This window comes from Streptomyces sp. NPDC002004, assembly GCF_053593975.1.
Genome location: NZ_JBSFDP010000025.1, coordinates 94,407 through 107,539 on the forward strand (window position 1 = coordinate 94,407; position 13,133 = coordinate 107,539).

Consider the following 13,133-nt stretch of genomic DNA (forward strand, 5'->3'; position numbering starts at 1 on the left):
AGCCGCACTGCAGCGGAAGAAAGTCAGTCAATGATCGCACTGTCCCATCCCCCCATGAAGCACGGGCAACCAGCCGCCCGCCCGCTCAAGCCCACGAGCGAACGCAAGTGGCGGCGTCGCTTTCCGCTGCTGCCGGCACTGATCTTCACCATCGTCGTCACTCAGCTGCCGTTTGTGGCCACGCTTGTCATCTCCACGTTCCAGTGGAACATCCTGCGCCCCGGTGACCGCCACTTCACCGGCCTGTCCAACTACGCCTTCGTCTTCACCGACGAACGGTTGCGCAACGCGGTCGTCAACACCGTCGTCCTCACCGCGTCGGTCGTTGTCCTCAGCGTGGTGCTGGGGCTGGGCCTGGCCCTGCTGCTCGACCGCCGCTTCCTCGGCCGGGGCCTGGCGCGCACCCTGCTCATCGCGCCGTTCCTGGTCATGCCGGTCGCCGCCGCCCTGCTGTGGAAGCACGCCGTCTACAACCCCGACTACGGGCTCCTCAACGGCACTCTGAACGCCGTCTACCGGCTGTTCGGGGCCGAGAACGGCCCGACCGTCGACTGGGTCTCGTCCTTCCCGATGCCCTCTCTGGTGGTCGCGCTCGTGTGGCAGTGGACGCCGTTCATGATGCTCATCCTGCTGGCCGGTCTGCAGGCCCAGCCCGGTGACGTCCTGGAGGCCGCCAAGGTCGACGGGGCCTCGGCGCTGCAGACCTTCCGCCTCATCACGCTGCCGCATCTGCGGCAGTACATCGAGCTGGGCATCGTACTCGGCAGCATCTTCGTGGTGCAGACCTTCGACGCCGTCTACACCATCACCCAGGGCGGCCCCGGCTCCCGGACCACGAATCTGCCCTACGAGATCTATCTGACCATGTTCCGCAAGTTCGAGTACGGCCAGGCCGCGGCTGCCGGTGTCGTCGTGGTCGTCGGCTCGATCATCATCGCGACGTTCGCCCTGCGCGTGGTCGCCTCCCTGTTCCGGGAAGAGGTGTCCCGATGACCGGCACGACTGCAACCGCCCGCGCATCGTCCGCCACCGTCGTGCGCCGGCTCCGCCGTCGGCGCCACGAGGACCCCGGGCAGGTGCCGCGTCTTTCACCCCTGTGGACCTTCGCCGCCTGGCTGGTCACCCTGGCCTTCTTCGCACCAGTGGCCTGGATGATCCTGACGTCCTTCCACCAGGAGTCCGACGCGGCGACCAACCCGCCCAGTCCCTTCGCGCCGCTGACACTGGACCAGTACAAACTGCTGCTGGGCCGGGACATCACCCCGTACCTGCTCAACTCGGCCATGGCCAGCATCTTCTCCACCGTGCTGGTCCTCGCCCTGGCGCTGCCCGCGGCCTACGCGTTGTCCATCAAGCCGGTCAAGAAGTGGACCGACGTGATGTTCTTCTTCCTGTCCACGAAGTTCCTGCCGCTCATCGCGGCACTGCTGCCGATCTACCTGATCGTCAAAGACATCGGCCTGCTGGACAACATCTGGACCCTCATCGTCCTCTACACCGCGATGAACCTGCCGATCGCGGTTTGGATGATGCGGTCGTTCCTCGCCGAGGTGCCCAGGGAGATCCTCGAGGCGGCCGAGGTCGACGGCGCGGGGCTGCCCACGGTACTGCTGCGGATCGTCGCGCCGGTCGCCATGCCGGGGATCGCCGCCACCTCGCTGATCTGCTTCATCTTCAGCTGGAACGAGTTCATGTTCGCCGTCAACCTCACCGCGACCAAGGCGTCCACCGCGCCGGTCTTCCTGGTCGGCTTCATCACCAACGAGGGCCTGTTCCTGGCCAGGCTGTGCGCGGCGGCCACGCTGGTGTCCCTGCCCGTCCTCATCGCGGGCTTCGCCGCCCAGGACAAGCTGGTGCGCGGTCTGTCCCTGGGAGCCGTCAAATGAGAGGCGGCGCGCTTCGGCCCGTCCGGCCCCGCGGCGCGGCGCGCGCCGCAACCGACGTCCAACAGGTCGTAACCGCTCTGCAGCCGAGACACTCCGCGGCCGCCGACGAACCCGGCCGGGCGAGTCACCGCAGGGACCCGGGCTCCTCCGCTCCCCCGCCCTGCCCCGCACCCGCTGCGGACTGCGCCGCCGAAGGCATCATCGATCCGGACGTCCTCCGCGAGGGCCGCCATCCGCCGACAGCGCCACCGCGCACGATCGCCCGCCGCAGGGCGAGCATCGGCCGCAACCCCCTCGTCCAGTCCGGCCCCGCCGCCGCGTGAACGCTCGAACCGAACGGAACACCGTCACCATGACCCAGCAGATCCGCCGCGTGCTCGTCCGCTCCCTCGACGACATCGTCGTCGAGCACGCGCCCGCACCCGTCCCCGGAAACGACGAACTCCTGGTACGCACCACGGTCGTCGGCGTGTGCGGATCCGACACCCATGCCGCGGCCGGACACCATCCGTTCATCGACCTTCCCTACCATCCTGGCCACGAGGCGGTGGGCGTCGTGGTAGCCACGGGAAATGAGGCCGAGGACTTCGCCCCCGGCGACCGAGTGATCGTCGAACCGAATCTGTACTGCGGCCAGTGCGCCCAGTGCCGATCCGGCCGCTACAACATCTGCCAGGCACTGAAGGTCTTCGGTTGTCAGACGCCGGGCGCCCTGGCCGACCTGTTCACCATCCCGGCCGACCGCGTCCACCGCGTCCCCGACGACATGACCGACCTCCAGGCCGTCCTCGTCGAGCCCTTGGCCACCCCCGTGCATGCCGTGGCCAAGGCCGGCGATCTCACCGGCCGCAGCGTCGCCGTCCTCGGCGCCGGCCCCATCGGACTGTTCACGCTCATTGCCGCCCGCCATGCGGGCGCCGCACGGATCGCTGTCACCGACCTGCTGGCGGGCAAGCGAGCTCGGGCGCTGCGTCTCGGCGCCCATGCGGCCCTGCCCGCCGGCTCCCCTGACCTGGTCGCCCAGGCCCACGCGGCACTGGGCGGCCCGGCCGACGTCGTCTTCGACTGCGTGGCCCGAGGACAGTCCATGGCCCAGGCCACCGATCTCGTGGCCAAGGGCGGCCAGATCGTCGTGGTGGGCGTGGGTGCCGTGGGCACCACCCCAGTCCGCCTGGACCTGGTCCAGGACCGGGAGATCCGCATCGAGGGCACCCTCATGTACACGGCCGAGGACTACCGCACCGCGATGTCCCTGATCGCTTCGGGCGCCGTCGACACCGCCGAGATCGTCACCGCCACGTACCCCCTGGAAGCAGCCGCTGCGGCCTTCTCCGCCTCCCTCGACCCGGAACACGTCAAGGTCTTGGTCACCGTGGACGGTTCGTAATGCAGGAGCGACGCAACGGCACTCGGCCGACTCCGGACCCGCCCAGCCCCCGGGCCTGTGGCAAAGGACGAACGGTCCCCGGCCCGTATGCGAAACTGCGAGCCTGGTGTCACCCGACCGCCTTCGGCCTCCACCGGACCGAACCCTGGTTCCGGTCCACTCATCCGCCGAGCGGGGCCGACTGGTCGACGGCACCGGGCACGCCCCGGGAGACGGCGAACACACGTCGACGGCGCCGCAACCGCAGCGCTGTGTGTGAGGGACACCATCCATCCCGTATCGCCGGACCGCATATGACCGAAGGGAAGGAGAGTCGCCGTGGCCGCCCGTACGCGAGCGTCGCATGCCGTCGTCGAGGAGCGGCGGAAAGCCGTCCTGCGTTACGTCGCCGAACATGGTGAGACCCGCATCAACGACCTCGCCGAGCTCTTCGACGTGAGCCTGATGACGATGCACCGGGACCTGGACGACCTCGCCGGGCGCCATCTGCTGCGCAAGGAACGCGGTCGGGCCGTCGCCTTCCCCGCCCTCACCATGGAGATGGCCACCCGCTTCCGGGAGAGGAGTGACCTCCTGGCCAAGAACGCTCTGTGCGCGGCCGTCGCCGACCGGATCAAGCCGGGCACCACGGTCCTCATGGACGACTCGACCACCCTGTTCCCCCTGGTCCCCGTACTGGCCCGGCTTGACCAGCTGCACGTCGTCACGAACTCGGTCGGCCTGGCGCAGCGCCTCGGGTCCGAGTCCGGCGTGAACATCACCCTTCTGGGCGGGCGCTACCACGGCGACTTCAACTCCTGCACCGGACCGGCGGTCACCCGTGCTCTGTCCCAGATCCACGCCGATCTCGCGCTGATGTCCGCCACCGCGATCCTGGAGGGCGAGCTCTTTCACCCCATGAACGACTACGTCGAGGTCAAGCTGGCCATGCTCGCCTCCACCAAGCAGGCACTGCTCCTGGCCGACCACTCGAAATTCGGCAAGACCGCCACGTACGCCTACGGCACCGTGGCCGACTACCAGGCAGTCATCACCGACACGCACACTCCCGAAGCCGAGCTCGCCGCCATCCGCGACCTGGGAGTGCCCGTGGAGACGGTCGCCCCCGAAGAGCAGCCCCCCTCGTGATGCAGACACTGTTCGAGACACCGAGTGCCTATCGCCCCAGCGACGCCGAAATGGCAGCGCCGGTGCCACCGCTGCAGGCCGTGCTCTTCGACTTCAGCAACACACTCTTCCAGATGATCTCCCTGGAGACATGGCTGCGCCGAGTGGGCCGCGCATCCGGCCGCCTCACGCTCCTCGAGGAACACGGCGCCGAGGCCGAGATCTCCCACCAGCTGCGCACCGCCTTCCGATTGCCTTCGGTCGTCGCACTGCAGCAGGGTCGCGACCTGTCTCCCGAGCGGCACCGGCAGGCCATGCGCGGATGGTGGCAACGCGTGGACTTCTTGCGCGGTGCCGAAGAGACGGCCTACCAGGAACTCACCGCCCCGGACGCGTGGACCCCGTACACCGACACCGAGCCCACCCTGCGCGCCCTCCGCGCCCGCGGCCTGCGCGTCGCCATCGTCAGCGACTTCGCCTGGGACCTGCGCACCCACCTCGTCCACCACGGAGTGGACACCCTGATCGACAGCTGCGTCATCTCCTACGAACAGGGCCGTGAGAAGCCCGATCCGCACCTGTTCTTCAAGGCGTGCGCCGACCTCGGAACCGAGCCCCGCGCCACGCTCATGGTGGGCGACAATCCGGTGCGTGACGGCGGTGCAGCCGCCTGCGGCCTGCGGACCTACATCCTGCCGGCCGAAAACCGAACCGGCGAACGCGGCCTCGCGGACATCCTCCGGCTGCTGCCCGGACGGCAGCCGCGCTGAGTCTTCCAGCCGGTGAACGGCTGGGGCACGCGTCTCTGCTACGCGTCCGGGTGTTCGACACCCCGTCGGCGACGAATCCGGTCTGTTGCGCCGCAGCCGCCGACTTCGAAGTCACCGGTGTTGGCTGCACCCCGTCCAGGCAATGGCGAAGGTGCCGGCGTGCAGAGCCTGCCCGCGCTCGGAGCAGCGCGTGCTGGTGGCTGCCCGGTCCGACTGCATCGGGGATCACCAGAACTTCCGGCGCCAGCCGTGGGTTCAAGCCAACTGAACCACGACGGCGCGCGGTCGGCAGCGTTCCCAGCCCGACGATCCCGCTGACCGAGCCGACTGGCTGGTGCTGGCCGGCGCGCAGCGCCATGCCGTCCTCCACCGCGGCGGCAACGCAGTTCAGGCCGACCAGGATGCGTGCCGCCATCCGCTCCACCGATCCGTGGAGGTGGTCGTAGGTGGGACCTTCGTCCGACCGCCTGCACGCGCACCCGTAATAACGGCCTGCGGGCGCGTGCCAGTCCCAGCGTGGGGTCGCGAACGGCGCTCAGTGACGGCGATGTGCCTTGATGCAAAGGGACTCCCCGCCTGCACGCAGCAGCCGGCGGGCAGGACGGTGCAGGCGCCGTAGTGGCCGCCGACAGCACTCGGGGCGGATCACACGTCGGCAAGGAGCACGAGATACCAAGCGACCAGCGCGGCGCACGCCACCGCGGGGACGAGCTTGGGCAGCTCGTCCCCCTTGCGCACGTGCGTGGTCACAGCACCGGCGAGCAGCATCAGGAGCCCGAGGGCGGCCATGCCTCCGCACAGCGGTACGACCGGGCCGAGGGCTACGCCGACAGCAGCTGCCAGCTCCAGCGCACCGATGACCCGGTAGGCCGTCGTGGTGAAGCCGGCGTGGGCCGCCAGCTCGGGCATCGGGCCCAGGGCCAGGATCTTGGCGACGCCCAGCAGGGCGAAGATCAATGCGATGAGACAGGCCGGTGCGGCTGACAGGCTCATGAACCGTCCTTGATGGTGTGCGAGTGACGGGCCTGACGGCGTTCGGATCCCAGGTCGGCGAAGTAGGCGACGAGGTCCGGGTTGTCGATGGCCGAGGGATTGACGACCTGCTCGGCGGGGGCGCCCTGGAGGAGACGCTTGACCGGGACCTCGAGTTTCTTGCCGGTTTTGGTGTGCGGGATGGCCGGCACCGCGAGGATCTCGTCGGGGACATGGCGGGGTGAGGCACCGGCGCGAATGGCGTCGCGGATCTTCTCGCGCAGGGCGTCGTCCAGGGTGACACCGGACGTGGGGACGACGAACAGGGGCATCCAGTAACCGCCGTCGGGTTCCTCCACGCCGATGACGAGTGCCTCGGTGATCTCGGGGAGGCGTTCGACGATGTCGTGGATGTCGGCACTGCCCAGGCGCACGCCGTTGCGGTTGAGGGTGGCGTCGGAGCGGCCGTGGACGATCACCGAGCCGTGCGAGGTGAGGGTGATCCAGTCGCCGTGCCGCCACACGCCCGGGTAGGCGCAGAAGTAGGCGTCGCGGTAGCGGCTGCCGTCGGGGTCGTTCCAGAAGTACAGCGGCATGGACGGCATGGGGCGGGTGACGACCAGTTCGCCGACCTGATTGACGACCGGCCGTCCCGCGCCGTCGTACGCCGCGAGCGCCACGCCGAGGTTGGGGGCGGACAGCTCGCCCGCCCAGACGGGGGTCGTGGGGGCGCTGCCTGCGAAGGCGGAGACGACGTCGGTGCCTCCGCTGGTGGAGGCCAGCTGGATGCCTGCGCCCACGTGGTCGCGGACCCAGGGGTAGGCGGAGGCGGGCAGGGCGGAGCCGGTGCAGCCGATGACGCGGATGGCCGCCAGGTCGTGCACGGCGGGCTCGACGCCCAGCTTGGCCATGGCCAGCAGGTACTGGGGGCTGGTGCCGAAGACGGTGACCTTGTGGCGGGCCGCCAGCTCCCACAGGACGTCCGGGCGCGCCTGCGGCGCGGGACTGCCGTCGTAGGTGCAGGTGGTGGCACCGGACAGCAGGGTGGAGACGACCAGGTTCCACATCATCCAGTGGGTGGTGGTGTACCAGAGCAGGCGGTCTCCGACACCCAGGTCGCAGTGCAGGCCGAGGACCTTGAGGTGCTCCAGCAGGACGCCGCCGTGCCCGTGGACGATGCCCTTCGGCAGTCCGGTGGTGCCGGAGGAGAAGACGACCCACAGGGGGTGGTCGAACGGCACCGGGGCAAAGGTGAGGGAGACGGTGCGGGTGGCCGCGTCGTCCCAGGGAACCCTCAGGCCCGCGTGCCGGGTCTCGGGCCAGACAAGGCCCAGGTGATCCACGAGCACCGTGGCCTTGAGCGTGGGCAGGGCGCCGGCCAGTTCGAGCGAGGCGGCACGGCGGTCGTGGGAGGTGCCGTTGAAGAGGTAGCCGTCCGCGGTGATGAGCACCTTCGGTTGGAGCTGGGCGAAGCGGTCGGCGGCGGCCTTGGGTGCGTAGTCCTGGCCGCACACCGACCACACCGCGCCCAGGCTGACGGTGGCGAGAAAGGCGATGACGGCGTGGGGCGTGTTGGGCAGGTAGCCGACCACCCGGTCGCCCATGTGCACTCCCAGCTCGCGCAGGGTGGCGGCGACGGAGGCGACCTGGGAGCGCAGCTGCCGGCCGGTGATCTCGTAGCCGACTCCGGTCTCGTCCAGCGCGGTGATCGCGGGAGCGTCCGGGTGCAGGTTGCGCAGGGCGTGGTGGGCGTAGTTGAGGGTGGCGCCGGGGAACCAGCGGGCGCCGGGCATGGTCTCCTCGGCCAGAACCCGCTCGTAGGGCGTGGTCGCGTCGACGTCGAAGTACTCCCACACCGCTGCCCAGAACCCTTCCAGGTCTGTGACCGACCAGTGGTACAGGGCCTGGTAGTCGGTGGGATCGTGGGCGTTTTCGGCGCCGCGGTGCCGGGCGGCCCAGCGGGCGAAGTCCGCGATGCGGCTGTCGGCGGCCGTCATCGGGCCGGGCCGCAGGAAGGGTTCCGGATACGGCGTGGGGTGCGGGGTGGTCATGGTGCGGTGCTCCTCGGCAGGGGGACGGGCCGGGCATCGGTGGTGCGGCGGGTGGTGTGCAGCAGGGAGGCCCAGGCGGTGGTGTCCGGGAAGCTGCCGGTGCCGGCCGGGACGGTGTCCAGCACGACGCGGTCGGGCCGCAGCAGGACGGCATCGGACCGGCCGCGTGCCAGCCAGGTGGCCAGCGTGCCGTCGTCGCCCAGCTCGTCGACGTGGATCGTGGGTGCGCCCAGTGCCGTGGCCACAGCCGTCATCTGCGGGGTGGGCGCAACAGCGGTCAGGACGGTGAAGGAGTCGCCGAGTACGGCGTCCAGGCGCACTCGACTGCCGTCGGCGATCACCCAGGGCTGTGGGCAGAAGGTGCCGGCCAGCCCGCGTCCGATAAGCCAGGGGCGGCGCCGTACGAGCGGACCGGCGGTCAGGGCGGGACTGAGGTCGCGGCTCACCGCCGCGGTCACGCCGGGGATGCGGCAGGCCGTGCCGACGACGGCCCGGCGGAGCGCCGCGGCGCGGTCCTGTCCACCGGTCATGGCCCAGCCGACGGCGACCGCGACGCGGATCAGACGACGGGCGTGCGGCTTGCGTTCACGCTCGTAGGTGTCCAGCAGTCCGTCGTCCGCGCCTTGCTGGAGAACACGGGCGAGTTTCCAGGTGAGGTTGTGGGCGTCGCGCAGGCCTGCGCACAGACCTTGCCCGATGAAGGGCGGGGTGAGGTGGGCGGCGTCGCCCAGCAGAAAGACGCGCCCGCGGCGCCAGCGGTCGGCGAGGCGGGCCCGGAAGGTGTAGTGCGCCTGCCGGATCACCTCGAAGTCGTCGCTCCACGAGGCATCGGAGGGCAGATCCAACCAGGGGGCGACCAGCTCGCGCAGGTGCTCCAGCCCGCCCGGGCCGTCCAGGACCGCGTCGTCTGCCAGCCGGAACTCCCAGCGGTAGCGGTCCTCGCCGAGGCGCATGAAGGTGGCGGGCCGGGAGGGGCAGCAGATCTGGTCGACACCTTCCCAGGTGCGCACCGGGCGGCTGGTGCGCACGTCGACGACCCGCCAGCTCTCCTCGAAGTGCAGGTCCTCCCATGCGGCGCCGATGGCGTCGCGGGTGAGGCTGCCCGCGCCGTCGCAGCCGAGGACGGCATCGGCCCACAGGTGCTCCTCCTCGTCGCTGCCGTCGCGGCGGAAGGTGACCCGGACCGTACCCGGCGGACCGTGTGATGCGTCGGTGCCCTGGGTGACGGACACGACCTCCACTCCGCCCCACAGCTCACACTCGGGGCGGCGCGCCAAGGCGTCGCGCAGCAGGCGTTCCAGCTCGGGCTGGTCGAACATGCTGGTCTGCGGGAAGCCGTGGTGCCCGTGCCGGGAGCGTGCGAATTCGGCGATCACGCGGTGCCGGGCGTTCAGCAGCCGCAGCCCGCGTGCGGGACGGGAGACGGCGGCGAACTCCTCATGAATCCCGACGGTCTGCAGAATCCGGCGGACCTCGTCGTCCACGACGACGGCGCGCGGCAAGGGGTAGATGCCCCGGTGGCGTTCCAGGAGGAGGCTGGGCACTCCGTGGCGGGCGAGCAGGAGTGCGGCCGTGACCCCCACGGGCCCCGCACCGATGATCACCACCGGTCTCCGGGATGCGGCGCTCACTTCGCGTCCGCCACAGCGGTCCGCTGCTCGCCCAGGTCGATGCGCCCGTCGGGGGTGGCGATCGTGGCGGTGACGAGGTCACCGTTGCGCAGGTAGCGGGGGTTCTTGGCCTGACCCTTGAAGAATGCCTTCCACTTCAGTGCGGGGGGCAGCAGAGCGGCGATCTTCTCGGCCGGCTTGGGCGGGGCCTTCAGGGCCGTGCCGCCGGGAGTGCCGGTCAGCAGCAGGTCGCCCGGGGCGAGGGTCTGGAAGCGGGCGAGCAGGGTGAGGGCCTGCGCGGGCCGGACGATCATGTCGGCGAGCGTGCGGTCCTGGCGCGGGACGCCGTTGACCGACAGCCGCAGCCGCAGGTCGATCAGACGGGCGAAGTCCTCGGGCTCCAGAAGGGTCAGGTGCGGCCCCGTCGGCGTGAAGGTCGGATAGGACTTGCTCTCGTAGAACTGGGTCTTGGTCAGCTGGACGTCGCGGGCGCTGACGTCGTTGGTCAGCACGAGCCCGGCGACGTAGTGCGGCAGGTCCCGCTCCTCCACGACGGTGCCGACGGGCAGGGGGGCGCCCATGACGAGGCCGAGTTCCACCTCGTAGTCGAGGAACCTCACGTGCGCGGGGCGGACGATCGTCTCGTGCGGGCCGCTGATCGAGCCGGACGCCTTGCGGAAGAAGGTGGGCGGAACATCGCCGGTGAATCCCGAGTCCTTCGCGTGGCTGCGGTAGTTGACCATCTGGGCGACCACCCGGCAGGGGGTGGTGACCGGGGGCAGCGCCACCAGGTCGGCGACGGGCGTGCCGCTGTCGGCGGAGGCGGCGGCCTCGCGGACCGCGTCCCGGTCGGTGAGCAGCTCGGCGGTGGTGACCGCCTTGGTCTCGATGCGGAGGGCGCGACCCTCGCGGACGACCCACCAGCCGTCGGGTGTGCGCAGAACGTTGGTGCTCATGAGCTCATCGCTTTCATCAGGCCCAGCAGGCGTGCGGGGTCGAGTTCGTTGTCGTCGCGCAGGGCCGTCATGACCTCGCGGAGCTTGGCGGGGGACGGGTTCGTGCCCAGGAAGTCGCGCGTGACGGGCGGGCCCCACTGGGCCAGGCCGCTCGCCGACATCGGCGCCCATCCGGGTTCGAGGTCGCAGGAGAACAGGTCGCCGTCGGCGAAGTGCTCCAGCATGAAGCGGTCGGGGTCGCGCCAGTAGTCGAATAGCTGGCTGCCCTGGATGTGCCGGCCGATCCCCCAGCTGCGCTTGTAGCCGCGCTCGGCCAGGTACTCCCCGCCGGCGGCGATCGAGTCGAGGTCGGTGACCTGGTAGGCGGAGTGGACGTAGCCGCTACCGGGCCCCAGGTGCAGGGCGAGGGTGTGGTGGTCCACGGGCGTGCCGCCCTGGTCGCAGCGGATGAACGCCATGGTCGGCCCGTGCCGGCGCTGCCCGTCCAGGAACAGGAAGTCGGACACGATCATCCCGAGGGTGTCCAGGTACCAGTCCAGCGTGCGGGCGAACGTCCGTGTCTCCAGCACCACATGGCCCAGCCTCTGGATACGCGACGGCTCGCGGGGCGGACGCTGGGTGGCGTTCGTACGGCGGGGTCGGGTGCCGGTGTTGAGGGTCAGCGGCGGCTGCTCGGGCAACGCGGGCAGCGGTTCGGCGCAGTGCACGACCCGGACCGGGAGGCCCGAGGGATCGAACAGGGCGACGGACCGTCCGCCGCCCGGTACGTCGATGTCCCGGACGGTGTGTCCGACGGCGGCGGCCAGCCGGTCCACGTCGGCCCGCTCGGCCGCGCGGAACGCCGGTCCGAGAAAGCGGGAGGCGCGCCCACGCCGGATGACCATGCAGGGTGAGCCCGCAAAGGAGCCGCGCAGCCACAGCTCGTGCTCGGTGCGAGCAGCGATCGCGAAGCCGAAGTCACGGGCGAACACCTCGGCCCGGTCCAGGTCCGGCTTCTCGAACTCCAGCCAGGCCAGGTCCGCCACCTTGATCACGGGATTCCGGGCTCGTCCGGGGTGCTCTCCGCGCAGGCCGCCCTGCTCGCTGTGGAGGTCTTGGTGGGGCGTCAGGGGACCGCCCTTGTGAACGGGGATGCGGGACATGTGTCCTCCAAGCAACGCTGCCGTAGTGATGAAATCATCAACTCTGTCGATTCTCATCGTCAATAGGGGCAGCCCAAATAATTGAGGATCTCATCAGTTATGGCAGAGTCATCGCCGCAGTGGTTACACTGGCCTAATGCCGATGTCAGCCCCGCCCAAGAACCGCTTCGAGCGGCGCCGTGCCGAGACCCGTCAGGCGCTTGTCCGTGCGGCTCGGCGGATCCTCGCGGAGACCGGGGACACGAGCGCCAGCATCCAGGCCATCGCCGAGCGCGCCGATGTCGGTTTCGGCTCCTTCTACAACCACTTCGAGTCCAAGACGGAGCTGTTCGACGCCGCGGTGACGGACGCGCTGGAGGAGTTCGGGCAGGTCATCGACGAGCGCGTGAAAGGCATCGACGACCCGGCCGAGCTCGTTGCGGCCGGCTTCCGGCTGACGGCCCGGATGGCCGACTCCCACCCGGAGCTCCTGCGGATCCTGTGTGACCGCGGTCTGGCCCACATCCACTCCGATCGCGGGCTCTCCCCGCGAGCCCTCCGCGACCTGGAGCTCGGCATCGCCTCGGGCCGCTTCACCTGTGGCAACGCGACCACGGCCCTGTCCGCCGTGGGCGGTACCTTGATGGCCCTCGTGGCGCTGCGGCTTGCCCGCCCCGACCTCGACGGTGACGAGGCCGCCTCGGACCTGGCCGAGATGGTCCTGCGCATGCTCGGCGTCCCCCCGGTCGACGCTCACGAGGTCACCCGGCGCCCCCTGCCCGCCCTCGGCTGAGAGGGCCACGGCGACAGCTCAGGGGGCCGAAGTCCAGATGGACTGCGTAGACCGCTCGTCCAGGCTTATCAGGGTGGTGCAGAAGCCCGAGCGCTCACCGCGGTCGGCGATGGTGCGCACCAGGTCCTCGCACGAGCCAAGGCTTGAGCCGTAGGCGACGGTCAGGTTCACCCCGACGCCGCTGACCGAGGCCTGCGTCCGCGTGTCGTCGGTCTGCAGGTCCGCGGCGCCGATTGTTCCTCGATGGCCTTGCGCTTCTTGGGGTCGGAGATGTGGCTCGCGCCGCTGCGGCGAGGCTGGGGTGGGTCAGTGCCAGGACTCGCCCCTCCAAAGACCGCTGCGGGCCTGGAAAAGGCAGAGGGTGGCAGTGCCTGCAGCCAGTGCTCCAGCTGGAGACGGGGGCACGACCGGCGAAGTCGGGACGGCTGGCAGCGCGGCGCGATGGGCGTGCTGAACGTGGAGCGGCGCCGGACTCACAAG

Annotated in this window: 12 protein-coding genes; 6 read left to right on the forward strand and 6 right to left on the reverse strand. The window is 70.3% G+C overall.

The window, feature by feature from the left end:
- Window positions 1-30: 30 nt before the first annotated feature.
- The 5 genes from ACWCP6_RS27975 (at window position 31) to ACWCP6_RS27995 (ending at window position 5,150) form a co-directional block, all read left to right on the forward strand.
- Window positions 31-993, forward strand: a complete 963-nt coding sequence (locus tag ACWCP6_RS27975) for a carbohydrate ABC transporter permease (protein ID WP_450935338.1) — start codon at window positions 31-33, stop codon at window positions 991-993.
- Complete coding sequence (locus tag ACWCP6_RS27980; protein WP_450935339.1) at window positions 990-1,886, forward strand: carbohydrate ABC transporter permease; 897 nt, start codon at window positions 990-992, stop codon at window positions 1,884-1,886. Before ACWCP6_RS27975 ends, ACWCP6_RS27980 begins: the two co-directional genes overlap by 4 nt.
- Before the next feature lie 352 nt (window positions 1,887-2,238).
- The gene (locus ACWCP6_RS27985) at window positions 2,239-3,273 is read left to right on the forward strand and encodes a zinc-dependent alcohol dehydrogenase (RefSeq protein ID WP_450935340.1); all 1,035 of its coding nucleotides are present in this window, start codon (window positions 2,239-2,241) and stop codon (window positions 3,271-3,273) included.
- A gap of 318 nt (window positions 3,274-3,591) precedes the next feature.
- Window positions 3,592-4,401, forward strand: coding sequence for a DeoR/GlpR family DNA-binding transcription regulator (locus ACWCP6_RS27990; RefSeq protein ID WP_450935341.1), 810 nt, complete (start codon window positions 3,592-3,594; stop codon window positions 4,399-4,401).
- Complete coding sequence (locus ACWCP6_RS27995; RefSeq protein WP_450935354.1) at window positions 4,401-5,150, forward strand: HAD family hydrolase; 750 nt, start codon at window positions 4,401-4,403, stop codon at window positions 5,148-5,150. The genes ACWCP6_RS27990 and ACWCP6_RS27995 overlap by 1 nt, the downstream gene beginning before the upstream one ends.
- Window positions 5,151-5,795: 645 nt before the next feature.
- Here the strand turns inward: ACWCP6_RS27995 and ACWCP6_RS28000 are convergent.
- The 5 genes from ACWCP6_RS28000 to ACWCP6_RS28020 are packed head-to-tail and all read right to left on the reverse strand — an operon-like array spanning window position 5,796 to window position 11,881.
- Window positions 5,796-6,143: a DoxX family protein gene (locus ACWCP6_RS28000; protein ID WP_450935342.1), complete on the reverse strand. Its 348-nt coding sequence runs from the start codon at window positions 6,141-6,143 to the stop codon at window positions 5,796-5,798.
- On the reverse strand, window positions 6,140-8,173 hold the full coding sequence (locus ACWCP6_RS28005) for an acetoacetate--CoA ligase (RefSeq protein ID WP_450935343.1): 2,034 nt from the start codon (window positions 8,171-8,173) through the stop codon (window positions 6,140-6,142). The genes ACWCP6_RS28000 and ACWCP6_RS28005 overlap by 4 nt, the downstream gene beginning before the upstream one ends.
- Window positions 8,170-9,804 (reverse strand): bifunctional 3-(3-hydroxy-phenyl)propionate/3-hydroxycinnamic acid hydroxylase MhpA, encoded by a 1,635-nt coding sequence (gene mhpA, locus ACWCP6_RS28010; protein ID WP_450935344.1) that lies wholly within the window; start codon window positions 9,802-9,804, stop codon window positions 8,170-8,172. The genes ACWCP6_RS28005 and mhpA overlap by 4 nt, the downstream gene beginning before the upstream one ends.
- Window positions 9,801-10,739: a fumarylacetoacetate hydrolase family protein gene (locus ACWCP6_RS28015; protein WP_450935345.1), complete on the reverse strand. Its 939-nt coding sequence runs from the start codon at window positions 10,737-10,739 to the stop codon at window positions 9,801-9,803. Before ACWCP6_RS28015 ends, mhpA begins: the two co-directional genes overlap by 4 nt.
- The gene (locus ACWCP6_RS28020) at window positions 10,736-11,881 is read right to left on the reverse strand and encodes a VOC family protein (protein ID WP_450935346.1); all 1,146 of its coding nucleotides are present in this window, start codon (window positions 11,879-11,881) and stop codon (window positions 10,736-10,738) included. The genes ACWCP6_RS28015 and ACWCP6_RS28020 overlap by 4 nt, the downstream gene beginning before the upstream one ends.
- A gap of 136 nt (window positions 11,882-12,017) precedes the next feature.
- On the opposite strand from ACWCP6_RS28020, the gene ACWCP6_RS28025 reads away from it, so the two are divergent.
- Window positions 12,018-12,653, forward strand: coding sequence for a TetR/AcrR family transcriptional regulator (locus tag ACWCP6_RS28025; RefSeq protein ID WP_450935347.1), 636 nt, complete (start codon window positions 12,018-12,020; stop codon window positions 12,651-12,653).
- A gap of 18 nt (window positions 12,654-12,671) precedes the next feature.
- Here the strand turns inward: ACWCP6_RS28025 and ACWCP6_RS28030 are convergent, their stop codons facing one another.
- On the reverse strand, window positions 12,672-12,824 hold the full coding sequence (locus ACWCP6_RS28030; protein ID WP_450935348.1) for a hypothetical protein: 153 nt from the start codon (window positions 12,822-12,824) through the stop codon (window positions 12,672-12,674).
- Window positions 12,825-13,133: the final 309 nt, after the last annotated feature.